General features: G+C 56.2%; 14 protein-coding genes. 3 read left to right on the plus strand and 11 right to left on the minus strand.

Annotation, left to right across the window (positions count from 1 at the left end; translation table 11 throughout):
• Positions 1 to 132 precede the first annotated feature (132 nt).
• Both NSU14_RS30895 and NSU14_RS30900 read left to right on the plus strand, forming a co-directional pair.
• Complete coding sequence (locus NSU14_RS30895; RefSeq protein ID WP_336102692.1) at positions 133 to 1,770, plus strand: SWIM zinc finger family protein; 1,638 nt, start codon at positions 133 to 135, stop codon at positions 1,768 to 1,770.
• Entirely contained in the window at positions 1,767 to 4,799 is a 3,033-nt protein-coding gene (locus NSU14_RS30900) for a DEAD/DEAH box helicase (RefSeq protein ID WP_076243480.1), read from the plus strand. Before NSU14_RS30895 ends, NSU14_RS30900 begins: the two co-directional genes overlap by 4 nt.
• Before the next feature lie 6 nt (positions 4,800 to 4,805).
• Here NSU14_RS30900 and NSU14_RS30905 read toward each other — a convergent pair whose 3' ends face one another.
• The gene (locus NSU14_RS30905) at positions 4,806 to 5,579 is read right to left on the minus strand and encodes a hypothetical protein (protein ID WP_156118507.1); all 774 of its coding nucleotides are present in this window, start codon (positions 5,577 to 5,579) and stop codon (positions 4,806 to 4,808) included.
• Between the two features lie 681 nt (positions 5,580 to 6,260).
• Between NSU14_RS30905 and hflX the strand changes: the two genes are divergently transcribed.
• Positions 6,261 to 7,538 carry a GTPase HflX gene (gene hflX, locus NSU14_RS30910; RefSeq protein ID WP_076243479.1) on the plus strand — a complete coding sequence of 426 codons (1,278 nt, stop codon included), beginning with the start codon at positions 6,261 to 6,263 and terminating at the stop codon, positions 7,536 to 7,538.
• Between the two features lie 141 nt (positions 7,539 to 7,679).
• On the opposite strand, the gene NSU14_RS30915 is transcribed toward hflX, so the two are convergent.
• From NSU14_RS30915 to NSU14_RS30960, 10 genes are all read right to left on the minus strand, one after another.
• Positions 7,680 to 9,425, minus strand: a complete 1,746-nt coding sequence (locus NSU14_RS30915) for a hypothetical protein (RefSeq protein WP_340948379.1) — start codon at positions 9,423 to 9,425, stop codon at positions 7,680 to 7,682.
• Complete coding sequence (locus NSU14_RS30920) at positions 9,422 to 10,516, minus strand: glycoside hydrolase family 88 protein (protein ID WP_340948381.1); 1,095 nt, start codon at positions 10,514 to 10,516, stop codon at positions 9,422 to 9,424. Before NSU14_RS30920 ends, NSU14_RS30915 begins: the two co-directional genes overlap by 4 nt.
• Complete coding sequence (locus NSU14_RS30925) at positions 10,513 to 12,234, minus strand: glycoside hydrolase family 3 protein (protein ID WP_042132849.1); 1,722 nt, start codon at positions 12,232 to 12,234, stop codon at positions 10,513 to 10,515. The genes NSU14_RS30920 and NSU14_RS30925 overlap by 4 nt, the downstream gene beginning before the upstream one ends.
• Before the next feature lie 658 nt (positions 12,235 to 12,892).
• Positions 12,893 to 13,507, minus strand: coding sequence for a hypothetical protein (locus NSU14_RS30930; RefSeq protein WP_340948382.1), 615 nt, complete (start codon positions 13,505 to 13,507; stop codon positions 12,893 to 12,895).
• Positions 13,508 to 13,725: 218 nt separating this feature from the next.
• Entirely contained in the window at positions 13,726 to 17,232 is a 3,507-nt protein-coding gene (locus NSU14_RS30935; protein WP_340948383.1) for a carbohydrate-binding domain-containing protein, read from the minus strand.
• Positions 17,233 to 17,366: 134 nt separating this feature from the next.
• The gene (locus NSU14_RS30940; protein ID WP_336100658.1) at positions 17,367 to 18,920 is read right to left on the minus strand and encodes an ABC transporter substrate-binding protein; all 1,554 of its coding nucleotides are present in this window, start codon (positions 18,918 to 18,920) and stop codon (positions 17,367 to 17,369) included.
• A gap of 54 nt (positions 18,921 to 18,974) precedes the next feature.
• Complete coding sequence (locus NSU14_RS30945) at positions 18,975 to 19,868, minus strand: carbohydrate ABC transporter permease (protein WP_042132846.1); 894 nt, start codon at positions 19,866 to 19,868, stop codon at positions 18,975 to 18,977.
• A gap of 16 nt (positions 19,869 to 19,884) precedes the next feature.
• The gene (locus NSU14_RS30950) at positions 19,885 to 20,871 is read right to left on the minus strand and encodes an ABC transporter permease (RefSeq protein WP_042132845.1); all 987 of its coding nucleotides are present in this window, start codon (positions 20,869 to 20,871) and stop codon (positions 19,885 to 19,887) included.
• 222 nt (positions 20,872 to 21,093) lie between these two features.
• Entirely contained in the window at positions 21,094 to 23,469 is a 2,376-nt protein-coding gene (locus NSU14_RS30955) for a beta strand repeat-containing protein (RefSeq protein WP_340948386.1), read from the minus strand.
• 329 nt (positions 23,470 to 23,798) lie between these two features.
• Positions 23,799 to 25,271: an ABC transporter substrate-binding protein gene (locus NSU14_RS30960; protein ID WP_042132844.1), complete on the minus strand. Its 1,473-nt coding sequence runs from the start codon at positions 25,269 to 25,271 to the stop codon at positions 23,799 to 23,801.
• Between the last annotated feature and the right edge of the window lie 59 nt (positions 25,272 to 25,330).

Genomic DNA, 25,330 nt, shown 5'->3' on the forward strand with positions numbered 1-25,330 from the left:
TTTAAGCATTTACGGATAAAATACACAGAAATGATATAATGAAAGGAATGATTCAATCCGAAACGGCGCTGCCGTCCTGTTTGCAGGGGCAGTACTGTTTCAACACCAATCTGCTACAGGAGAACGATAGCGATGCAGCCAAATTATGCCATGGATGATGCCGGATGGGACAACCTTATCTCGGATGTGGCCCGGATTTTTGATGATCTGACCCTTAAACGGGGGTTTCAATATTATAAACAAAAACGCGTGCATGCCTTCCAGATGAGGACGGACAGGAAAATCATGTCCATCGTTGAAGGCCGGGAGGATTATATGGTTGCCGTTGAGCTGGAGCATCTGCTGGAGAGCCGCTGCGACTGTCCGGTATCCGGCCCGTGCAAGCATATGGCCGCTGTGCTGATGTACTACGCGGAGCTTCAGGGCAAACCTGTACATTCGATTGCCAATGCCAAGGCACTTGTGGACATTCCCAAGATCCCTTCTGCCCCTGCTCAAGGAGTTCCGGGACGGCGCGGGGAACAGCTGAAGAAGCTGGAGGCGCTTATTCCAGAGGCCACTGTGCAGCAGTGGCGTGAATATATGGCACTCCTCATAGAGCCCCTGGCCCATACCGTGCGAAATCCGCAGTATGCCGACCGGGCGCTGGCCGCCATCTCCGGGGTCCGCCCCAAGCTGTCTCCCGCTGCCGCCCAGCTGTTCAAGCTTCATACTCATCTCTGTGTGCTGGAAAGCTTAGTTAAGCCTGGAGGACAGCCGCTGGCGGCGAACCTCTCCTCACTAGGTTATTCTGTCGGCTACTATACTTCAATTGCGATTTCCGAGCTGCAAAAGCATATCACGGACATGATGAAGAAAGGCCTGCCGCTGGCGGAGGCCCCTAAAGAATGGCCCAGAGTATACGATACAATCGCCTATCTGCGGGGCGAGATGCTGACGGAAGCCCGCGACCGTTCGCGGGATCAGCCCTACTTCTCTTACTGCTATACCCTGCTGTGGACAAATTGGATTACGCCGAATCTAAGCGGACCGGAGCTGTATGCCGAAGAGCTGGAGCACCTGCGGACGGCCGGACAAGCTCTGGGGGCTGCAGCCTCACGCCATGCCCTGCTGCTGGCTGAGAGCCGGATGAATTATTCTCTGCATGATGATGCCGCCGCTATGGAACAGCTGCGCGCAGCAGCCGAGCGGCCCGGACTGCACCCGGAGGAGCTGATAAGCTTCCTGCCCCCGCTGGCCGAAGCCCGGCAGTGGACACGCCTCACGGCATGGCTGGCAGAGATTGGCCCGCTGCTCAGCAGCCGGCTGTACAATCTGCAGGAGTACGCCGGGTACTGGGATGAAGCGGTCCGTCATCTGCCCGAAGCCGAGCCCCGGATGTGGGATACGCTGGCCGGTATGCTGCCGCTGTCGCGCGAGATCTATGAAGAGCAGCTGCTGACCTACGGCAAATGGCAGGAATGGATGGATATGCAGTTATCGGCCGGGCGGCAGCCTGCCGACTTCCGGGTCAGCGACCTGCAGCCGGTGGAGAAGAATGCACCGGAGCTGCTCCTGCCGTTCTATCATCAGGCTGTGGAACGATTCGTGCTGGACAAAAACCGGCACAGCTACAAAGCAGCGGTGAAGCTGCTGAAACGTCTGTCCAAGCTGTACAAGAAGCTGAAACGCGAAGCACGCTGGGAGGAATTCCTCGAAGCCTTCACGGACCGGCACAGCCGGCTGCGCGCTCTTCAGGAGGAACTGCGGAAAGGAAAACTGATTCCATGAACACAATGATGCGCAATATTACGGTCCAGCTCGCCTTAAGCCAGTATGGCGACGCGCTGATCTACGGTGTTGATGACCGGGATGATTATGTACCCGGCGTCCAGTTGAAGCAGATGCTGTTCGCCTGGCATGAAGAATCCTTCTATGGAACGGAGCTTACTACTTCGAAGGCGGATGAGGTCGAGCTCGTGGTGCTTCCTGCCGAGCAGGTGATTCCGTTCTTCGCCAGCCTGCGGCTGCTCCGGCATGTCGGCTGGAGCTGGCAGGGCGATGCCCAGCTCTTGAAGCGGCTGGCCCCGCTGCTGGCAGGAATGCTGGATAACAAGCAGTATGCACCCAGCTTCTCCGCCTTCCGGGAAGGCCAGCTCCGCTGGGCCTGGGAGGAGAAGGCGCTGGCGGAAGCCGCCGAAGGCAACTGGGACGATGCGGCGGCGCTGCATAGTCTTGAGGGACGCAGCGGGTTCGCCGAAGGTCTGCGGGCCGCCTTCTCTGCGGCGGTCTTCCAGCGCTATTACGGCACCGATGCGGAAGCCGGTGACCTGCGCAGTGAGTTCCCGCTGCTGTTCAGCGCGAGCCCGGGCAGTGCGGCCGGGATGGACGAAGACAGCTGGCTGATGTCCATCGGCTGGAAGGCAGACACCGCGCCGTTCCGGCCGGTGCTGCAGCTGCTTGAACCGGACGAAGAGCTGCCGCACTGGCGGCTCCAGCTGCTCCTGCAGGACAAGCGCGACGAGTCCGCGCTTGTGCCGCTGCGGCTCACCGGGGACGGCGAGCCGCATGGCCTGTGGCCCGCATCGTGGACAGAGCATGTCCACGAGCGCGCGGCCGGGTGGCTGTCACGGCTGCGTGACAGCCTTCCCGAGCACATCGGGCGCGGCGCCGATGTGCTCGCTGAACCGCTTAGCGACGCGGTCGCTTGGCGGTTCCTCACGGCCGACAGCCGGCTCCTGCTGGAGGCCGGCTGGCAGGTGCTGCTGCCGGCGTGGTGGGAAGCCGCCAGCCGCAGGAAGCCGCGCCTGCGCGCGAAGATCAGCTCCGGCACCGCCGAGGGCCGCGGGCAGTCGCTGTTCGGCCTCGATGCGCTTGTCGATTTCGACTGGCGCATCTCCATCGGCGACGCCGATCTCTCCGAGGCGGAGTTCGCCGACCTCGTTGCGCGCGGGGAACGCCTCGTCCAGTTCCGCGGCAAGTGGATTCCGCTGGACCCTGCGCTGCTGGCGCAGATTCAGCGGGCCATGGCCGGGATGGACAAGTCGCAGGGCTTGTCCTTCCAGGATGTGCTGCAGCTGCACCTGCTGAATAGCGGTGCAGACGCGGACGCGGAGGAGGCCGAAGCACAGCGCGCCGAGGAGGAAGCAGCCCGCGTCCGGCTGGAGGTCGAGCTGAACGAGCATCTGGTCGGAATTATCGGCCAGCTTGGACAGCGCAGCCAGTGGCCGAAGCCGGAGGTTCCGGCCGGCCTCCATGCCGAGCTTCGCAGCTACCAGCATGAAGGCTATGCCTGGCTGGTATTCCTGCGCCGCTTCGGCCTTGGCGCCTGCCTGGCCGATGATATGGGGCTCGGCAAGACGGTGCAACTGATCTCCTACCTGCTCCACATGAAGGAGCAGGAGGCGGAAGCGGAAGCCTCCGGCGCACCGGTGGCCCGGCGGCAGACAGAGCCGGCCGGCTGGCCCTCGCTGATCATCTGCCCGACCTCCGTGCTCGGCAACTGGCAGAAGGAGCTGCAGCGTTTCGCCCCTTCCCTGAACGTGATGCTTCATTATGGAAGCAGACGGCTGGATGCCGGATATTTCTACGGCGCTGCTTCGCAGGCCGATGTGGTCCTCACTTCCTATGCTACCGCCGCGCTGGACCAGGAGTTGCTGAAGCAGTTCACCTGGGCGGCTGTATGCCTCGATGAAGCGCAGAATATCAAGAACGCCGGAACGAAGCAATCGGCCGCAGTGCGCAGCTTCCCGGCCCTGCACCGGATCGCCCTGACGGGGACACCGATTGAGAACAGGCTGTCCGAGCTGTGGTCGATCTACGATTTCATCACACCGGGTTATCTCGGCACTCCGAAAGGATTCCAGGACCGGTTCGCTAACGCCATTGAGAAAGAGCGGAATGCCGAAAAAACCGCAGACTTGCAGCGGCTGGTCAAGCCGTTCATGCTGCGCCGCAAGAAGAAGGACCCGGCCATTCAGCTCGATCTACCGGATAAGAATGAAATGAAAACCTACATTAATCTGACAGCAGAGCAAGCGGCGCTCTACGACCAGAACGTGAACAGCCTGCTCGAACGGATGCAGAAGCTGGAGGGCATTGAACGCAAGGGTGCCATTCTGGCCGCCTTAACCAGCCTTAAGCAGCTGTGCGACCATCCAATGCTGCTGACCAAAGAGGCGCTGCCCGAGCCGGAGGCCGGAGGCGTTCTGAACACCAGCGCCTTGATTGAACGGTCTGCGAAGCTGGAACGGCTGCTGGCGATGGTCCGCGAGCTGCGCGAAGAGAATGAGCGCTGCCTGATCTTCACCCAGTATGTCGGCATGGGCAAGATGCTGCAGGCTGTGCTTCAGCAGGAGCTGCAGGAACCGGTGCTGTATCTGAATGGCAGCACCCCGAAGAGCACCCGTGACCGCATGATTGAACGGTTCCAGGCCCCCGCACTGCCTGCCGGTGAAGCCGATGCCGCCTCCGGGTACCAGCCGTCCGATCAGCCGAATGTATTTATCCTCTCGCTCAAAGCGGGCGGTGTCGGCCTCAATCTGACCGCCGCCAATCATGTCTTCCACTTCGACCGCTGGTGGAATCCGGCGGTGGAGAACCAGGCCACTGACCGTGCCTACCGCATGGGCCAGACCCGGGACGTGCAGGTGCATAAGTTCATCTCGCTCGGCACGCTGGAGGAGAAGATTGACGAGATGCTGGAGAGCAAGCAGCAGCTCAGCGACGATGTGATCTCCGGCTCCGAGGGCTGGATCACCGAGCTGTCTACGGACGCGCTGAAGGATCTGTTCACGCTGCGGAGGGAATGGGTCGGTTAACGGAGTTCACCACTGCTCTGACATTCTAAAGGTTGCAGCCAGATTGTCCTCCCCGGCCAGTGAGCTGACCACCAGCGTGATTGGCTCCTGCTGCATGTCGTAGAGCAGCTGCTGATTTACCAGATTCACGGCAACATTCTGGTACGCACCCGATATGCCGGAGCCGATTCCTTGAGTGATGACCCTTCCGCCAGTAACTGCAGTACATGTATAGTTCACTTGCAGCGCCGTTTCAGTTACGGGAATAGCTGTAGTCGGCGTAGGATAGTTCACAAAGGCTCCGTTTACGCTTCCGCCGGCGATCACTTTATAGCGGATGGGGGTAGAGGCCAGAATCTCCAGTCCATCCGTTTTGATCTCGGCAGTCACCGCTTCAGGAATGGTCACTAAGGCACTTCTCCGGAAGCTGATGGCCGCGAAATCGCTATCAGTAACGGTGATATTGTCACGGAATTCCGAAGTGATCCGGCCTACGGCAATCGGCAGCATAGGAACGGGAATCCAGACCCCGCTGCTGTCAATCAGGAACACACGGACACGGACCTGCTCCTGTGAGTACACTACATTGAATTGGAAAAACGTCTGTGTCACATTATAGGTTTTGGTTACGACTTCCCTGTAATTCAACTCGAACAGCTCCTGGGCGAACAGCGTCGCCGGACTTACATCATTATTCAGCCCGGTTAAATAGACCACTCCTCTGGGGGTTCCATTGTTCACTACCTTCACGACAGCTTGACTGATAGGCCCTGCTCCCAAGGTAGGGTTCTTTGTTAACATGTTGGTTGTCAATACAGGCACAGCTCATCACCCTCCTATTAAAGCTATTTCATATATCATATGCCGAGCAGATTAGAAGTTTCTGGTTAATTGACAGCGGGAGACACTCCACAGCCCTCAGACGCTTCCGTAACTGGGCGCAGTTGCCATTTTATATCCGCTGTGCTAAAATCAACTTAACTTTTTTAGAACGGAGGGCTCAGTGTGATAGACTATATCCGGATTCGTAACTTACGCGGCTAATTACAGCTTCATAGCGCGAAAGCTCTGCCTTGTGCAGAGGACTCAGGATAGGTCTATCCATTTTTAGAGGCAGCCCATAGCTTGAACTTATACGCGGGACAACAGGATAATTTATAGCGTGAAGTCTATAATTTCCCTTGTATCTGAACGGAGAACCGAGGTTGCTCCGCCCGGCCCGGCGTATGCCTTTAGGAATTGCATCCCCATAGTGAATATACTGAACCGCAGCCCATGCCTGGCTGGAATAGAGAACTATTCCTCCCTGACGCTGCCGGTTCTTGGCTTCATATTATCTACGGGAGTGCCATAGCTGTAGAACTGTTATTGGTGTAACGGCTCTACAGGACCCTATTCTGTTGATCCTCACAATCCTTTTAGCACAGGCAGACTGCCTGTGCTTTTTTATGTCCAAATTTAACAATGGAGGTTGAACTATATATGGAATCCGTACAACAAAAAGCAGTCATCGTCGGTGTACAGCTGCAGAATGACAATAACTTCGATTACGCCATGGAGGAGCTGCGCAATCTGGCAGCCGCCTGCGAGATTGAGGTCGTGGCTGAGCTCAGCCAGAAGTCCAGCCGGGTGAACCCCTCGCATTATATCGGAACCGGCAAAATCCAGGAGCTGGCGCTGCTGATGGAGCAGCATGATGCGCCCATCGTTATCTTTAATGATGAGCTGTCGCCGTCCCAGATCCGTAATCTGGAATCAACGCTTGACCATCAGGTCATTGACCGGACGATTCTGATTCTGAACATCTTCGCGCAGCGTGCCAAAACCAAGGAAGCCCAGCTGCAGGTGGAAGTAGCGCAGCTGCAGTACATGCTTCCCCGCCTGACGGGCTTGCGCGAATCTCTGGGCAGACAAGGCGGCGGAGGCGGAACCGGCCTGAAGAACAGAGGGGCCGGGGAGACGAAGCTGGAGCTGGACCGCAGAAGAATCGAGGAGCGTATCTCCGTCCTCCAGACAGAGCTGCAGGCACAGGTCTCAAGGCGCCAGATTCAGCGTAAGCAGCGCCACAAGAATGAGGTGCCTGTCGTTTGTCTCGTAGGCTACACCAATACCGGCAAGTCGAGCTTAATGAATACGCTGGTGGAGACCTATCATCCCGGCTCGGGCAAAGGGGTCTTCGCCAAGGATATGCTGTTCGCCACTCTCGAAACATCAGTGCGCAGTATCGATCTGCCCGATCACAAAACCTTCCTGCTCACAGATACCGTCGGGTTCGTCAGCCAGCTGCCCCATCATCTGGTCAAGGCCTTCCGCTCGACACTGGAAGAGGTCACGGAAGCGGATCTGCTGATCCATGTGGTCGACATTTCCGATCCGCAGCATGAGCAGCATATGGCTGTAACGGATGAGACCCTGAAGGCGCTGGGCGCTGACGGCATTCCCACCCTGTATGCCTACAACAAAGCTGATCTGACGGACCAGCCTTTTCCGCAGGTCCAGGAGAATTCTGTAACGCTCTCTGCGCTGAAGAACCGCGGAATTACCGAGCTTACGGCGCTGATCCGCAGCCGGATCTTTACCGATTATATTCAGTGTGAGATTCTGGTCCCGTTCGACCGGGGCAGCATTGTTTCTTACTTCAATGAGCATGCCGATGTGCAGTCCGTCAGCTATGAAGAGCAGGGCACACGTCTTAAGCTGGAGTGCCGGGCCGCCGATTATGAGCGGTTCCGGGGTGATTTTGTTGAGCTTTCGCAATAGAATCCTCTCTATGTAACAGGAGCAGGCCCCGGTAACTCTTACCGGGGCCTGCTCCTGCTGTTGTATATGGAAGCACCGGAAGCAGTGAATACTTCCAGCAGTAAACTCCTTAAAGACCCGCGGACAGCCGATCTGTCCGCCTTATTTTGCCGGACCGGGATTTAATTGAAGCAAGAACCCTCCGTCCCTTCCGCTGCTGCGGTTCACACGTAACCCGCCGTCATCTGTCATCTCCAGAAGCGGTTCAGCGTAAACCGCCTCTTCATGCTCCGGCTGTACCTCCAGTGAGAATACCAGCGCTGCCTGCTGTAAAGAGATGAAATCAATGCTTCTGCGCGGGCCTGTATAGAGAATCATATCGATATTTATGCTGTCTTCCGCGTTATGAATTTCCCACGCCCAGCTGCGCACCGCACCTGCATGCCCGCTGAATGCCGCGAACCAGGTCGTCAGGTTAAACGCAGTTCCCCCAATGATGATGCTCGCCCCTTCTTCCGTAGGCCCGGCGATGATCCCATCCAGGCACCCGCCAATCTCCAGCCGCAGCCGCAGATCTGCGGCCTCAATGATGCCGCCGGTCCGGTCGAGATTCGGATGAGTATCGCCGCCGTCCGTAATGAAATCTACACCGAACAGCAAATGTTCTGCTTCCTGCAGTGATTTGAAGCGTGCAGAGCAGTAGTCATAGCCGTCATGCAGGCAGCGGAGCCGGATATAGGCCGGCTGGCCATGATTGTCCGCATAGACCACCAGCGGCCGTCTTTGATTCCACAGATCACTATGTGTGAAGGAACCGATACTAAACTGCGGGGTCATATAGGTGACCGCCCATTTGCCGCCGTCCATTTGCCCCTCCCCTTCGCCTTCCAAGAGCTGCCTTACTTCCTTCGTCTCAGGAGACGTGAAGCCAGCCAGATAAGCAGGCGGGCAGTGGATGCCGCTCCTATACCATTCTTCCTCGTAGGGCAGCTCCTTCCAGGGGAAGAACTTCACCGCTCCTCCCGTCGCCATTTGCAGAAAAGCCTTGCTCTGCTCATTCAGCAGCGCCCCGTAACTGCGGGAATGCGGCCCGGACCACTGGGCCGTGGCCGGGTGATAATAGCCCGCGACGGTCTTCCAGGTCAGTTCAAGCAGTTCTCCGGTCAGTGCTTTGACCGTGCTGTCCGTGGTCTCGGACTGAAGCTTCGACAGCTCCAGAATGGCAATGTAGGTATAGACCGGACTGTTGTATTCCTGAAAAGCCCCATGCTCCATGGTATGGGCATGCAGCTTCCGAAGCCGCTCCAGACCGTATGCCGCATAATCCTCGCGTCCTAATTGCTCCCCGGCAATTCTCGTAACAAAAGCTCCGATAATCGCAATATTGGTATAGTCCGGACCCACATTCCGCCTGATAATCGCCTCGCAGGCATAATCAATGGAATGAATCATATCTTCCCGCAGGCCTTCCGGAAAGCGGTGGCCGTGGCGTGCGATCGCCTGAACCAGCCGGCTGCCGCAGAAATCGGCCCAGTTCCAGTCCGGAGGCGCCATCTGGTGCAGCGGCTCCTCATAGAACCAGGACCAGATCCCGAAGGTAGCATGGCTCCGGTCGGTATCCTGCAGGGAGATCACCTGCCGGATGATATCGAATGCCCGCTGTTCATAACGGGCCAGCTCCGTATCAAGCAGTCCGAGTGCATAGGAGAGTGAATCTCTGGTGGAATGGATGAACTCCGCCTGCTTCAGGGTCGTATGATAACCCGGGCTGCTGAACGGGGAACGCAGCATGCAGATGCCCGGATCATAACGGGACTCCAGTCCGGCCATTCTTTGAATCAGCAGCTGCAGATGGTTCATCTCTTTATTTACAGGCTCTGCGGTTTCCTTCACGGTCATCTTCCTCACTTTCCTTCAGAGTTCAGCGGAACCGTCTGCTGCGGGTGCTGCGGGTGCTGGTGATCCAGCGCCTCTGTCAACAGCTGCATCACCAGTCCCTGACCGTACAGCGCCGGATACCTCTCAATGGCGTTGTAAGCTTCTATTGAAGTCATTACCGGGGTGCCTCCCGAGACTCCCTGCACCTCACCGTCTTCACGGATAAGCGGCAGGATTCCTTCAAGCGCCTTTCCGGCACTCTCCAGAAAAGAGTCATCCAGCAGGCCGCCCTTAACCGCCTTGAGGAAACCGCAGGCGATGCCGGCGCTGGCTGACGTCTCCTGGTAATAATCCGGCCGGTCGAGCACAGTATGCCAAAGTCCATTATCTCCCTGAACCTGCCGCAGGGCGGAAGCGAGCGTACGGTAGCGGCTACTGAGCTCTTCCGGGACGGTAACTACGCGCCCGGTCTCTGCCACAATCCCGGGAACGGCCAGCGTAATCCAGGCGTTGGCCCGGGCCCAGCGGGCAGCCGACATATGGCTGCCGTCCCGGCAGTTCCAGCCGTGGAACAGCAGCCCCGTCGCCTGGTCCTGCAGCAGTCGCAGATGCAGCAGGGTCTGCTGCAGGGCGGCCTCTGCAAGCCCTCGGTCGCCGGTCAGCCCGGCAAGCCGTGCCAGGAACAGCACGGCCATATACACCGTATCCGCCCACACCTGCTCCGGGAAGTCTACAGCCTCCGTCACGGTATGCTCCAGCGCCCCTTCCCGGGTTCGCGGCGCAGTCTCCAGCATCCAAGCGGCAATTTCCTGAGACCTGCTCAGAAACCAGGTGTCCCCGGTCAGCCGGTACAGTCCAGGAAACAGCGCATATGGAGCCAGGGAGTTGATGACCCGAACCCCCTCTGCCTTACGCTTATTCCGGTTCACCCAGAGCAGCAGATAATCAATTACCTTGTCTGCGCCGGTGGCAGTTCCGTATTCCATCAAGGAGATTACACCGACACCGGGCACCCAGTCCCAGTGATGAATATCCATCCCCCAATTGCCCTGATGCCCGACGGAAATCATATATTCGAAGATAAGATCCAGCTTCTCTTCTAACTCCTGTTTTGTACTCAAAACGTCCGAAGCCTCCTTGAACCGTGATAATCCCCCTCGAAATCTGCTTTGACCGGAGAGTTGCCCTGAAACGGAATTTCGCCAAACAGCGCTTTGACCGTAAGCTCTACCGTATCCTCATGCAGCGAATAAGCATTCACCAGCGTATCGAGGAATGGAATATCCTGCAGCAAATACGGCGATGCAAAAGAAATGCCGACCGGCTTGATCGTCTCCGCATGCTGCATAGCCCAGATGGCCTTGGCCGCTTCGCCTACCGGACGGGCCGTATTCATCATGCCATGCAGCGGTAGGAAATACGGTGCAAAAGCAGCATCCCAAGATATCCCTGTCTGCTCCCATTGCTGCAGTGTAGTCAGCGGTTCGAATTCATCGAGGATATCGACCTGCAGCCCTCTGCCCTTAAGCTGCTCAACGAAGAGATTCATCCGCTCGTATTTGCGTCCCTCCGTCACCTTGTTCAGCATGATCACCAGCACCCGGCGGACCGTCTGCGGACTCAGGGGCAGCTGGCCGGTCCGGTTGCGGACCAGCGTAATGCAGCGCCCGGCAAGCGCCCGGCTTAATTGTCTAACCTGCCAGTCCAGCTCGGGCGGCAGCTTATCCTCCAGCAGCGGTAATGCCAGCCCGTCTTCTCCCGCAGCGCCGGTAAACTGCATTCCAAGCCGGGCTTTCATCTCCAGAATCCGCCGGACGCTGGCCTTCAGCCGTTCCCTGCTTACCCGCCCGTCCGCCACCGCCTGCTCCATCACCGCGAAGTATCTCACACCCGGCCAGAGCAGCACATCCGTGCCGCAATTGAAACAATCGATCATGCGCTTCTCATAATCTCCCCAGGCCAGAAACCCGCCCATATCCAGCGCATCCGACAGCACCACCCCATCGAAGCCCATTCGTTCCCGCAGCAGCTCCGTAGTGATGCGCTCCGATACGGTTGCAGGCACCGGCTTCACGGCAGTATCCCCGTCTTCGATCCAGGGAAGGGCAATATGGCCGGTCATATAGGACATCACGCCCTGATCGATGATTCTCTGAGCCACATGTCCATATGTGGAGAACCATTCCTCTTCAGATAAGCTGTTAATCGTAGTAATGATATGCTGATCCCTGTAATCCACCCCGTCGCCGGGAAAATGCTTGGCGCAAGCCGCGATGCCATAATCCTGCATCCCGCGCATGACGGCCGTAGACAGGCGTGCCGCCCGCCCGGCATCATCCCCGAGACAGCGAGTGGTAATGACGGGATTCATCCAGTTCAGCAGAAGATCAACCCCCGGTGCCAGCGCCCAGGTGAATCCGGCTGCCCGGCCTTCCATCGCTGTATATTTACCGTATTCATAAGCCAGCGCTTCATCATCGGCTGCAGCAAGGGCGAGAAGGGGCGGGAAGGCTGTGAGGCTTTTGACTGCAGAGCCGGCCCCGAATTCCAGATCACCGGAGAACAGCAGCGGGAACTTGCTGATTCTCTGCAGCATCACGGTCCAGTCCCGGTAATCCTCCGCTCTGCCCGCAGCCTTCTGAATGACCTCTCCGCCGATAAAGAAGCTGCCCACCGGATATTGTGCCAGATACCCGCGAAGAGCGTCCTCGTCGTCCCCCCTGAACGGCAGTCTGCCTGCATGATCCTGCATCGTCTGCCCGATAAGCTCCCGCAAGCTCATAGCCTCCAGCGTGCCCTCTACCCAGTCCTGCTCTTCCTTGCTTAGCGGCCTCTGCATAGTCCCGATTCCTCCCGGTAATTTCTATTCCAAGTGTAACGAAAAGCCGGACCGCTCTAAATAAAGTCAACTATAATATAAGTTCAAAATTCTATAATCCTCCCACAAAGCGGGGTCTTAGCTTCGGTGATTACTCAGACATTTGGCCGGGACTCTTAAATAAATTCTTATGCAAAAATAAAATCACCCTAACGGTGAATCAAGCCGGAGGGTATGCGGGGTATGCGGGGTATGCGGGGTATGCGGGGTATGTGACCTGTACAGCTAATGTAGATATTAGGGCCACCACACAATGCTCCACTCACACTATTTCCGAAGCAGCCTCCGTTGTAATCAATAGTACTAATGCTCCTTATTCCCTCCTGCTGCCCACTTCTAGCGGATTCAGGGGTACTAATACCCCTCATTCACGCCTGCTGCCCACTTTTAGCGGATTCAGGGGCACTAGTGCCCCTCATTTACTCCTACTACCCACTTTCGGCGCATTCAGGGGCACTAGTGCCCCTCATTTACTCCTACTACCCACTTTCGGCGCATTCAGGGGCACTAGTGCTCCTCATTTACTCCTACTGCCCACTTTGGGCGGGTTCAGGGGCACTAGTGCCCCTCATTTACTCCTACTGCCCACTTTGGGCGGGTTCAGGGGCACAAGTGCCCCTCATTTACTCCTACTGCCCACTTCCGCGGATTCAGAGGGATTTATCCCTTTAATTTTCCCATGTCGCACACTTTTGGCGGAATTAGAGGGATTTATCCCTTTAATTTCCCCATGCCGCTCACTTTCGGCGGATTCAGAGGGATTTATCCCTTTAATTTCCCCGTACCGCCCACTTTTGGCGGGTTCAGAGGGATTTATCCCTTTAATTTCCCCATGCCGCCCACCTTGGGCGGGTTCAGAGGGATTTATCCCTTTAACTTCCTCATGCCGCCCACTTTGGGCGGGTTCAGAGGGATTTATCCCTTTAATTTCCCCATGCCGCCCACTTTCGGCGGATTCAGAGGGATTTATCCCTTTAATTTCCCCATGTCGCCCACTTTTGGCGGAATTAGAGGGATTTATCCCTTTAATTTCCTCATGCCGCCCACTTTGGGCGGGTTCAGAGGGATTTATCCCTTTAATTTCCCCATGCCGCCCACTTTTGGCGGAATTAGAGGGATTTATCCCTTTAATTTCCCCATGTCGCCCACTTTTGGCGGAATTAGAGGGATTTATCCCTTTAATTTCCCCATGTCGCCCACTTTTGGCGGAACCAGAGGCACTTTTGTTCCCCATTCCCCTCCTGTCGCCCACTTCAGGCGGATTCAGAGAGACCCCTGACACAGGACACATTCGTCCTTCAGACGAATCTGCTCCAATTCCAAAGAAGCCTATCCTCTGTAGACGAAATATAGTCATTCCCCGGAAATAGAAACTCCCCGCGGCTTCACACTTCAAAGCACGCGGGGAGCATAAGTCTTCATTCGTGAGCCCAAGCCTGTGTATTCCGCCCGTCAGGGCAGACTGATGAGCAGGGTCTCACTTAATTTGTTATTCTCCTTGTTCATCTCGGCATACCGCCAGATATCATTCACAAAGAAGCTGATGGTGAAGCTGCCAATGGTTGGCACTGTCCAGCGGGGTGTTCCCTGGGCGCTGCTGTTTGCTGTTAATGTGATCTCTTCACCCGGCTGGATCACGCTGGTGTTCGTGTCCGACCAGGATACAACCCCGCCATTTACCGAAAAGGCGCCGCCGGTGATCTGTCCGAGTCCGGTAGATGTGTTCAGCGGTGTAGGGCGGACGCCGATGTTCTTCACTTTGGCCCAGAAAATCAGCGAATCCCCCAGCTGCGGAGTGCTGTGCGCCGAAGGGCTGCCGTCGCTGTTCACGATATTCCAGCCGATATCCGTCACGGTCAGATCCGGCCCCGGCGCCGGCAATACCGATTCATAGCTCTGGAACTCCAGTCCGCTCACCATGACTTTTCCCTCGGTGCCTGTAATTTCAATCCGGTGCAGCCCGTACTCCAGGCCCGTCAGCTCGTAGACGATTTTATGATCCCCCTCAAGTCCGGCCTGCGGAATCACTATCGTCTCCATATATTCGCCGTCGACGTAGATGTCAGCACTGCCCATATCGCTTTTGATATCCGATCTCCAGCGGACGCCAGTGCCGTTAAAGCTAAACCCTGCCAAAGCATCCGGTCCATAGGTCACATGGGAGACCCCATTCGGCGCGGTCTCGAACCCGGTATAGTCGATGTAAGCATGGTTATGCGCAACCGGGTACCACGCGGAGACCGGAACATATAGCCCCTCTTCCAGCCTGAAATAATCGATATTCGCCCCGTTTCCTGCCGAGGTGAAGCTGATTGTGTTATAGCCCGCCTGGAGCGTGACCCCATACTGCCGCGCGGTTATATTGGCAGTCCAGCTTCCCGTAGAGGGCAGCGTAACCGTGGACTGTTTCACTCCGTTAACGAGGATATTTTTCTTCGATTCCTGATTGGAAGCGTATGCAATAGTTAAGGTGTAGCTGCCGCCGTTCGTGGAATAGAAGCCCTGAATGGCCAGACCCCCGCCATGTGTCTGCTCGACCACCTTCCCTCCCGAGGCGCTGCTGTTATTACTCACCTTCAGCGGCAGGGCAAACGAGGTGGCCTCCGCCTCGAATTTAGCCGGATCTCCCGTCACATGCGGCGTAACCGGCATGACCGGTGTGGTTGCGGATACGGCTGCAGTCAAAGGTGATACATTGCCGGAGTCATCCACAGCCTGCACCTTGTAGCTGTAGGTAGTCTGTGGCGCTACGGTATAGTCACTCCAGAAGGTAAGGCGTCCAGGAACATTAATTACCGGAGCCGTCCCGTTGTCACGGTACACGTTGTAGCTGACGACCGCATCATTATCTGTGGAGGCATTCCAGGTCAGCCTGATTTGCTCATGGCTTACGGCCAGTGCTGCCAGACTGGCCGGAGCGGATGGCAGAGTACTCTCCTGCTCATCCAGAATATACTGGACAGTCTCCCCGGCACCCAGCGAAACCGTAAGGGTAATATACGGTGTTGCTGTCAGCTGAACCCGGGAGTAGGCCGCAGCATAGGTATCTCCTGCACCGAAGCGTTCCCCCGTATACGTTCCGCTGGACGGCATCGCAACCCGCACCTGCATCGTTACCGGCGATTTCTCAAAGTTGACGAAGTTGAGCAGAATTTTATCGGACGAAGCGCCTATGGCCGTAACCCCCAGCGCCGAGGTATCCACTGCGCGGAAATATGCCTTTTGCCCGGTTAATGCAGACGCATTGAGAACTTCGTAGCTGAGCGGGCTTCCATGGGTCGCATAGGCGGCGGCCAGTCTGCGGAACGTCTTCAGCCGGGTCTCCCCGGACTCGTTGATATTGGCCGGCACTGCTGCCGTATCCTCATAGCGGTGCGTATTCCAGTTAATCGCGGAATCGAACAGCCCAAACTCCGTCCCGTCATTAAAGAAGGCGGCGTGCTGCATAATATGATCTACATAGCCGATATCCCCCCGCAGCTCCCGGTCAAAAGCAGAGGCGAACCTGTATGCATACGTGCCATATTTCGTATTGTCGGAATGATTGTCATTGCTGCCGGTCTCACTCATCGCCATTTCTTTGCCGAAGCCTTCATCCGCTTCGCTATAGACACGCAAATTCTCATACAGGCTTCCGCCCGGCAATGGCTGAACCCCGGTGCCGCCATAGCTGTGCCCGTTGGTCACATCCGACAGCGCTTCAATCGCCTCCCGCTGGCTGGCATCCCGCTCCCAGCCGTCAGGCGTTCCGTTATACGGCCAGTACGCCCAGCCGGGGGCCACAATCTTCAGGTACGGCTGGCTATTGGTCTGCCGCTCCTCATCCATCAGCTCATGAAGCGCAAGCACCGCCTTCTGTGCCCAGCCGAATAATCCCGGCTCATTGCCCGTTTCCGCATACTGGTACAGATCACCGAATTTGCTGACGAACCCGGCATAATAGCTCCGCAGCGCTGAGCTGATGGTTCCGGCGGCCAGCTCACTATTGCTCTTCCAGTTCCCGCCGATGATATTGACCATCGGCTCCAGATTCAGGTCGCGCAGCGTCTCCAGATAAGTCCGCCCCAGCGGGTCCCAGCCTGCGCTGGTATCGGACCAGAAGGAGGTGCGCATCCAGTTGCCGCTGTAAGCAATGCCCAGCCACTTGGTCATTGGCGCCAGATGACGGATTGCATTCTCGTCATACCTGAAGGTGGATGCGGCAATTGTGCTTCCAAGATGAATATACCGCCCGTGTATGGGCTCGGCGGCCTGCTCCTCCAGCGCATCCAGCCTGAAATAATCCCACTCAAACCACAGATACCTGTCCCCGTCATAACCGGGAGACTGCGGATCTGCGTATAAACCCCGGTCAACGGTGAGCTTAAGCTCATTCTGTCCTATCTTCAGCTGTTCTTTGGGAATGTAGAGCTTATAGGTCTGCTTCCATGTGCGCGTAAGCGGGGTCTCTCCATCATTCAGGCCGGTAATCTGAATAAGCCCGCTGAAGCTGCCGTTTGCGAAGACGGCCAGCTGCGGAATTGCGGTGCTTGCATCTATAACTTTGAAGCTGAACTCCACGCCGTAGAGAGGGACTCCGGTTAAATTAAAGGTGAGATTCATGGTACCGTTGTGGTCTGCTTTCATGCCCTTGGAGAGGGTATTCCAGCTCATGGGATTTGCGGGGAGGGTAATATTCTCACTGTACACATCTTGAAATACCGTAAATTCTGCCGAGCTGTTATCCTGCTCCCCTACCTGCCAGAGCAGCGTAGGCGGCTGATAGGTATCCTCTGTGACCGTCCTGCCATAAGGGGATTCAGCGGCAGGCAGCGGCGGCACCGCAGGTGACTTCATTTCTTGCACAGCAGTCAGTCCCGCTGGCGGTCCGGCGGACAGAATTCGCCCGCCAGGCGCCAGAACGGACATCAGCACCAGAACCGTAATGAGCAACTTGCCTGTTATCTTCTGTTTTCGCACATTAACACCCTCTTCTTGAGAATAAGATAAGGGCTCCCCAAATGCTGGTTCAGCGAATGAGAATACCCGGTATCCGGCAAGCGGCCGCTGGGACTGCCTGCTATGAATACCGGGCGTGCTATGGCCTTAGCTGCTTATTTGGCGGCCAGGAAAGCATCCAGTTGCGTTTGAATTTCTGTAATCACAGCATCCAGGCCTGCGGCCTTCAGCTTGCTGTTCATTTCCTTCAGGACCGGTTCAGGGTCCTTTTCCCCGGAGTACAGAGTGTTCTTATATTGCTTCGTAATATTGATCAGTGCGCCGATCTGCGACTGCACCTTGGTCGAATCAAAGACAAAGCCGATGACCGGCGAAACGGCAGAGTTCTTGTTCCAGTCAGTGTACAGCTGTACGCGGTTAGGATCTTCGTCTTTGTTCAGGTAGTTCAGCAGCACATTGCCGATCATCCAGGAAGACACGGAGTTGTAGCCGCTGTCCGGGATGAACTCCACCGTGTTGTTCTCCAGCTTCTTGTAATGCTTGCCCTCAATGCCGAAGGTCAGCAGGTTGTAGAGCACCGGATCGGTATGGATCAGGTTCATGAACATCATGGCCCGTTCAGGGTTTTTGGAGGTTCTGGAGATGGCGAGCATGGAGCCCTGCAGGCTCTTGGTGCTGACGCCAACCGGCAGCAGCGTCTTGATGATCATCGGCTTCTCGGCGAGCCGGGTCCAGTCATTGGTGGAGGTCGGATTCATATTGCCGTAGACGAACCAGGCTTTGCCGCTTTTGACCGCATCCTTCAGCTCAGTCTTGTCTGTGGCACCGTTCTTGTTAATATAGCCCGCTTCATACCAGCTGCGGATCAGCTTCAGCCGTTCCACAATTTCCGGCGTATCATATTCGTTGAATACCTTCATCGTTTTATAATCGAGCAGCGTCGGGATTTCATTACTGCCGTCGAGGTCTTCACTTTCCGGATATGCGGTGAACCAGTTCAGACTGTCCGTATGGTTCATGAAAAGCGGGGAAAGGGCGGGTTCTTTCTCCTTAATCGTCTTCAGCATCGGTTCAATATCCTCCAGCTTCTTGATGCTGTTCACATCGAAGCCGTATTTATCGACAATCGCTTTGTCAAAAGCAAACCCGACGGACTGGCCCAGCTCCTTCTCAGTGGGAATCGCATACAAATGTCCGTTAACAGTAGCCGCCTGCAGGTAAGCAGGATTGATCTGTGCCTTCGTTTCCTTGGCATAGGTCTCGATCAGCTCTTCCAGCGGCAGATACGCCCCCTTGGCGGCATTGGTCATGAAGTTCCAGGTGTAGACCATGTCGAACACTTCGCCGGACTGGATCATCAGGTTGACCTTATCGGCCGGTTTATCCCAGCTCAGCTGGTTAATCTTGATCGTGGCATTTATTTTATCCTTCAGATACGCATTGATCTCCTGCTCTACAGAAGCCACATCCTTATCCGGCCCGCCGGGCAGATAGAGCGACAGCTCCACCGGTTCCAGCGCATCCGGCGCTTCCGTCCCGGCCGCCTCCGTTGCAGCAGCTTCCTTAGTAGCTGCCGGAGCCGTGGTGCTCTCCCCTGCCTTCTCCGTAGGAGCAGCGGTATTGTTGTTATTTCCGGAGCATCCGGCTAGGGTAAACCCAACCATAAGTACAAGCGACAGCAGTAGACCCGTGACTTTTTTACCTGCCATACTTTGTTTCCTCCCCTTGATTGAACAATATATGCTAATCGGTTGATTCCGAGGTTAGCCTTTAATCGAGCCAAGCGTCAAGCCTTTGATGAAATACCGCTGAAAGAACGGGTAGGCCAGCACGATCGGGCCAATGCCAATCAGCGCCATCGCCATGCGGATCGTTTCCCCCGGTAATTTGGCCAGCTCGGTGGCCGAGCCCTGAATGAGCGCCCCGTTGCGGCTCAGGTAATCCGCCTGGGAGATCATTTTGTACATCAGATATTGCAGGGAATAGAGGTCGGTATCGGTGATGAAGATCATGCTGTTGAACCAGTCATTCCAGTAATGCAGTGTATTGAACAGCCCAATCGTGGCGAATACCGGCAGGGACAGCGGAAAAACAATCTGGAAGAACGTCCGCAGCTCCCCGGCCCCGTCGATTGTAGAGGCTTCGATCAGCGCAGGCGGTACACTCATCTGGAAATACGTTTTCATGATCAGCACATTGAACGGCGACAGCAGCATCGGCACGATGAGCGCCCAGATGGAGTTCTTGAGATCAAGCACCTGCGTATAGACCATATACCAGGGCACCAGCCCGCCGCCGAACAGCATGGTGAAGAAGATCAGGAAGGCGAAAAAGCCGCGGTATCTGAAATCGGTCCGTGAGATCGGATAAGCATACAGTGAAGAGATGAACACGCTGACCAGCGTTCCGGTGATGGTGACGAAGAACGACACGCCGTACGCTTTTAATACCACGCTGTAATCCTTGAAGATATACGCATAGGCTTCCAGGCTGAGCTTCTCCGGGATAAATTGATAGCCGTTCAGCACGATGTAATCATAGTCGGTAATGGAAATCATGAAGACGAGTACAATCGGCAGCAGGCAGGTAATGGACAGGATGATAAAAATAACATGGAGAATGATGTTGGTAAATCTGGATATTTCGTTATTAGCCACGGATTTCCACTCCTTTTTAGAATACCGCCTGGTCCTTGTCGACCTTGCGCACGATCCAGTTCGAGCCGAGGACCAGGAAGAAGCCGACCACCGATTGATACAATCCCGCTGCTGCGGACATGCCCAGGTTCCCCATATTAATCAGTGCGTTATAGACGTAGGTGTCGATGACCAGCGTTGTCGGGTACAGTGCTCCGGAATTCAGTGTGGTCTGGTAGAACAGCCCGAAGTCGGAGCGGAAGATCCCGCCGATGGCCAGAATCGTTGTGATAATAATGACCGGACGGATCAGCGGAATCGTGATATGCAGGATCTGCTTCCACTTGCTGGCACCGTCGATCAGGGCAGCTTCATAATACTCATTGTCAATGCCGATGATGGCCGCCAGATAGATGACACAGCCATAGCCCACTCCTTTCCAGAGGTTGATCAGCGGAAGAATGAACGGCCAATATTTCGGCTCGGAATACCAGTTCAGCTCATCCAGCCCGAACAGGGCGAAGATCCCTTTATTGATGAAACCGTATTCAACATTCAGAAAGGCGAACACCAGATAACTCACCACAACCATCGACAGGAAGTACGGGAAGAACATGATGCTCTGATAAAATTTGGCGGCCAGCTTATTCTTCAGCTCATTCAGGGCAATCGCGATCGATACGGCAATCACCAGGTTGAGAATAATAAACACAAAGTTGTAGAGCACCGTATTGCGGGTAATAATCCAGGCATCCGAGGTTGCGAACAGGAATCTGAAGTTATCCAGCCCCACCCACGGACTGCCGAGAATACCGTCGACATAGTTAATATTCTTGAAGGCAATAATGATCCCGAACATCGGCAGATAATTATTGACCAGCAAAAAAAGCACACCCGGCAGCAGCATCAGCAGCAGAACTTTGTGCTTCAGCAGATGTCTCAGCATGGCTCCACGCTTCGTGCTCCTGTGTACCGGCAGGCTGGCTCCTGCTTCGGCTACGCTTTTCTTCTCTTGAGTAATCATTCCTTCCGCCTCCTGATTCCTTCAGCAGTCTCTCTCTCCCATGACTTAAGTGTAGCCGGAGAACGGCTGATGCTAAATAAGGCCATCTATAATAAAAGTTCAAAATCCTACGGAGTTTAGAATTGTGGATTTGTAGTCATACAAAAAAGGCGCTCCACAATGATAGCTGTGGGGCGCCCCTTTTTAGTTAAGCTGACTCGTAGTTCAGTATCGTCTCATTGCTTACGTCAGTCTATGCACAGACCACACAACGCCCGAGGAGGAACCGCCAAGGTCCAGCGGAATTGTTAATCCATCTGCTGCGTAGAACAGTCCGATTACGTCGCCTGCCGTCAGTTCAAACTCACCCGTTAATGTCACTGTACCGTTCCCTAATATCGTCCGGAGTGACAACAGCAGTGCGATGTTAACATTCAGCAGAGGGAAGAGTCCGGTTACCAAATCTGTTACCGTAGGGGATGTTCTCCGCACTACAAAAGCCGGGTTCACTCCCGCACCCAACGCAACTGAAATCGCAGCCGTAGTACTGTAGTTAATAGTCGCCTCAAACGAATATCTGCCTGTGGCCGGGATCGTGTAGTTACCCGTTGTTTCGTTAAAAGTCGCGCTGTCGTAATAAGGCGTCGTCACCGTCCACCCTGTAAGCTGTGTGCTGGCTGCCGCCGAGAACGAAGGCAGGAATGCCGAGAAGCCTTCCGTTGAGATATTGGGGCCTGTCGCACCGGTGGTTCCGGTTAAGCCCGTGGTTCCGGTGACTCCAGTCACGCCGGTCACACCGGTTGCACCTGTTACGCCTGTTGCTCCCGTTACCCCAGTCGCTCCAGTCACACCTACTCCTGTCGCTCCGGTAACCCCGGTTGCACCTGTCACGCCTGCGTCTCCTGTTGCTCCCGTTACCCCAGTCGCTCCAGTCACGCCAACTCCTGTCGCTCCGGTAACCCCGGTTGCACCTGTCACGCCTGCGTCTCCTGTTGCTCCCGTTACCCCAGTCGCTCCAGTCACGCCAACTCCTGTCGCTCCGGTAACCCCGGTTGCACCTGTCGCGCCTGCGTCTCCTGTTGCTCCCGTTACTCCAGTCGCTCCGGTCACGCCAACTCCCGTAGCTCCTGTAACCCCGGTCGCCCCGGTCACTCCAGCTTCGCCCGTCGCACCAGTCACGCCCGCTTCGCCCGTCGCTCCGGTCACGCCCGCTTCGCCCGTTGCCCCAGTCACGCCCGCTTCGCCCGTCGCTCCAGTCACGCCCGCTTCGCCCGTCGCTCCGGTCACGCCCGCTTCGCCCGTCGCCCCAGTCACGCCCGCTTCGCCCGTCGCTCCGGTCACGCCCGCTTCGCCCGTTGCACCAGTCACGCCCGCTTCGCCCGTCGCTCCAGTCACGCCTGCTTCGCCCGTCGCTCCAGTCACGCCAGCTTCGCCCGTCGCTCCGGTCACGCCCGCTTCGCCCGTTGCACCAGTCACGCCCGCTTCGCCCGTCGCTCCAGTCACGCCTGCTTCGCCCGTCGCTCCAGTCACGCCAGCTTCGCCCGTCGCTCCAGTCACGCCCGCTTCGCCCGTCGCTCCAGTCACGCCCGCTTCGCCCGTCGCACCAGTCACGCCCGCTTCGCCCGTCGCTCCGGTCACGCCCGCTTCGCCCGTTGCACCAGTCACGCCCGCTTCGCCCGTCGCACCAGTCACGCCCGCTTCGCCCGTCGCTCCGGTCACGCCCGCTTCGCCCGTTGCCCCGGTCACTCCAGCTTCGCCCGTCGCCCCAGTCACGCCCGCTTCGCCCGTTGCACCAGTCACTCCAGCTTCGCCCGTCGCTCCGGTCACGCCCGCTTCGCCCGTCGCACCAGTCACGCCCGCTTCGCCCGTTGCACCAGTCACTCCAGCTTCGCCCGTCGCCCCGGTCACTCCCGCTTCGCCCGTCGCACCAGTCACTCCAGCTTCGCCCGTCGCTCCAGTCACGCCCGCTTCGCCCGTCGCTCCAGTCACGCCAGCTTCGCCAGTCGCTCCAGTCACGCCCGCTTCGCCCGTCGCTCCAGTCACGCCCGCTTCGCCCGTCGCTCCAGTCACGCCAGCTTCGCCAGTCGCTCCAGTCACGCCCGCTTCGCCCGTCGCTCCAGTCACACCAGTGGCTCCGGTCACTCCTGCGTTACCTGTTGCTCCCGTAACCCCAGTCGCTCCAGTCACTCCAGCTCCCGTTGCACCCGTAACCCCGGTTGCTCCAGCCACGCCAGCTTCGCCTGTCGCCCCGGTAATCCCCGTGGTTTCACCTAACAACTCAGCAGATACCAGCCGGTGGGCTGTTACCAGCTGTCCGGTGCTGCTCTTGCCCCACAGTGAAATCTGGATAGGGTCGTCCGTCATATCCTGGGTGACAAACAGAAATTCAAAAGCATCCAGATCCGCATAATAAGTGTTTGTTATCACTTCGTTTGCAGCCACATTCAGCGACTCGCTGACATACACGTTTCTTATTCCCCCGAGCATGTAATAACCCTGTACCAATACCGTAGAAGCTGAAGTACTGCTGCGGTTATCGATTCTGACCGTAACCTGCGTGGTCGGTCTAACACCTCCAACCATATTATTTTCCAGCGGTCCCGTTGATAAGAAGCTCATTTCCCAGTCTCCTTTAATTGCAGATTTAATTGTCCCATACTCTACTTCCTACTCCTGCTGAATCTATCTTTTCCCTCATAGAAGCTATATAGATTGAACTTGAAATGATTCCAATGGGGATGTTGTTGTCCTCCTTGGCTCAAGCTATATAGTACTGAAACTAGCAGTACAAAGATTGATTTATATAGTATTATTCCGGCACTCCCCTTACGGTGTGGACGTTAACGCTCCAATCCGGTACACATCCAGCACAAATGAATAAGCAGACAAAAAGGGACTTTCCCGAAGCCGCCACGGCCCGGTTAAGTCCCTGATTCATAATGGCTATTCTATTCCTGTCCCTTACTCAGCTGGCTCTCCAGACTCTCTGCATTTAGGGGATTATGCGGATCAAAGTCAGGATAGATATACTCCTCGCGCTGAAAAGAGTACCCCGTATCCGCAATGTCGAGCATCTGATTCAGCCGCTCCGTTTCGCTGCGGAGCCCCTCGTCAAGCGGCCTCTCTCCCGAGAGAATCTGCAGATACAGCTGCATCCTCGGACGGTCCCCCGAGTCACGCGGTTCCATGGATACCGAGCTTGGATCATATTGATCCATAATCTGCGGCGAGAGCGGATATATAGACTCAGCGGCATTCGGAACAAATTCCTTGAAGTGCCCCAGCCCCGGTGCAAGACCCGGAACATCGAGAATACCGTCCACCACCGGCAGGGCCAGCGCCTGCTGGAACAGAATGGTCAGGAATTCCCCGGACTGCAGGAATTTCCACACTTTAACCGCCGCCTCCCGGCTTGGAGCTGAACTATTCACAACCAGCGGAGAGTGCGGGATCATCATGAGCGCTCCGCCGCCCTGCTTGGAGGAGTCCGCCACGGGAGGCATTGCAACTCCCCAATCGTCCTTCGGCATATATTCCTGCAGCTTTACATAATCTTTGCTGGTGGCGTACATCATGCCGATATTGCCGTCCGCGAACTGCCGCAGGGCACTGTCACGCTTAAGCAGTGCCTCACCCGGATACAGACTCCCCTCACGCTTCATGTCCAGCACCATTTGCAGCCACAATCTGTATACACTCAGCTCATAACGCCCGGTCTGGTAATTATAAAGATAGTAACCGCTGGAGGTATTGGAGATTTCAAGACCGGTCTGCAGGCTATCCTGGCTGTCTCCGGCGGGAAGCGCGAAGCCGTATTTATTCACGCCCTCTCCTGCCTGGCTGATCCGGGCAGCAGCCTCTTTCACCGCTCCGAAGGTAAGCGGCGGGCGCTCCGGGTCAAGTCCGGCATCGCGGAACAGCTGCTTGTTGTAGAGGAGACGCACGGTATCAACACTGGAGGGCATGAAGTAGATCCCCCCTCTGAACAAAGAACTGTGTGCATAATTCCTGGCCCATGCCGGGAATCTGCTTAAGTCAGCAGTGTTCAATTCAGCAGACATATTAGCCAAATACCCTTTGTTGACATAGGTAGCCAGCCAGGTATTGTCGACACTGAACACATCCGGACCCTGTCCCGAGGTCATCAGCATATTTAAGGTGTCATCGTAGACATCTGCAGCGATATCCATAACGTTAATCTCGATATGATCCGGGTTGGTTTTGTTATATTGACTGATGGCATTCTTCACTTCCAGGTTCTCCGTCCAGTCATACAGGGCGATCTTTACCCGGATGGGCTGCACCGGCACCTCCGCAGGACCCGGACTGAAGTCCACCAGCAGCGGGCGGTCATAAGCAATGGCATACGCTGCAGTCCCGCATAATAGTAAGGCAAGGATATAGAACAGGAACCGTTTCATCTTGCACCTCCTGCGTTGACATCAAGACTCGTTGCGTTTTACAATGTATACCAGCTATT

The sequence above is a fragment of the Paenibacillus sp. FSL R10-2771 genome, from assembly GCF_038000205.1.
Taxonomy (GTDB): Bacteria; Bacillota; Bacilli; order Paenibacillales; family Paenibacillaceae; genus Paenibacillus_AQ; species Paenibacillus_AQ phytohabitans.

Bases quoted from the DNA above. Each gene is read 5' to 3' on its own strand.
- NSU14_RS30895 (WP_336102692.1), top strand. From the start codon at position 133: ATGCAGCCAAATTATGCCATGGATGATGCCGGATGGGACAACCTTATC.
- NSU14_RS30900 (WP_076243480.1), top strand. From the start codon at position 1,767: ATGAACACAATGATGCGCAATATTACGGTCCAGCTCGCCTTAAGCCAG.
- NSU14_RS30905 (WP_156118507.1), bottom strand. From the start codon at position 5,579: ATGTTAACAAAGAACCCTACCTTGGGAGCAGGGCCTATCAGTCAAGCT.
- hflX (WP_076243479.1), top strand. From the start codon at position 6,261: ATGGAATCCGTACAACAAAAAGCAGTCATCGTCGGTGTACAGCTGCAG.
- NSU14_RS30925 (WP_042132849.1), bottom strand. From the start codon at position 12,234: ATGCAGAGGCCGCTAAGCAAGGAAGAGCAGGACTGGGTAGAGGGCACG.
- NSU14_RS30930 (WP_340948382.1), bottom strand. From the start codon at position 13,507: ATGGGGAACAAAAGTGCCTCTGGTTCCGCCAAAAGTGGGCGACATGGG.
- NSU14_RS30940 (WP_336100658.1), bottom strand. From the start codon at position 18,920: ATGGCAGGTAAAAAAGTCACGGGTCTACTGCTGTCGCTTGTACTTATG.
- NSU14_RS30950 (WP_042132845.1), bottom strand. From the start codon at position 20,871: ATGATTACTCAAGAGAAGAAAAGCGTAGCCGAAGCAGGAGCCAGCCTG.
- NSU14_RS30955 (WP_340948386.1), bottom strand. From the start codon at position 23,469: ATGAGCTTCTTATCAACGGGACCGCTGGAAAATAATATGGTTGGAGGT.
- NSU14_RS30960 (WP_042132844.1), bottom strand. From the start codon at position 25,271: ATGAAACGGTTCCTGTTCTATATCCTTGCCTTACTATTATGCGGGACT.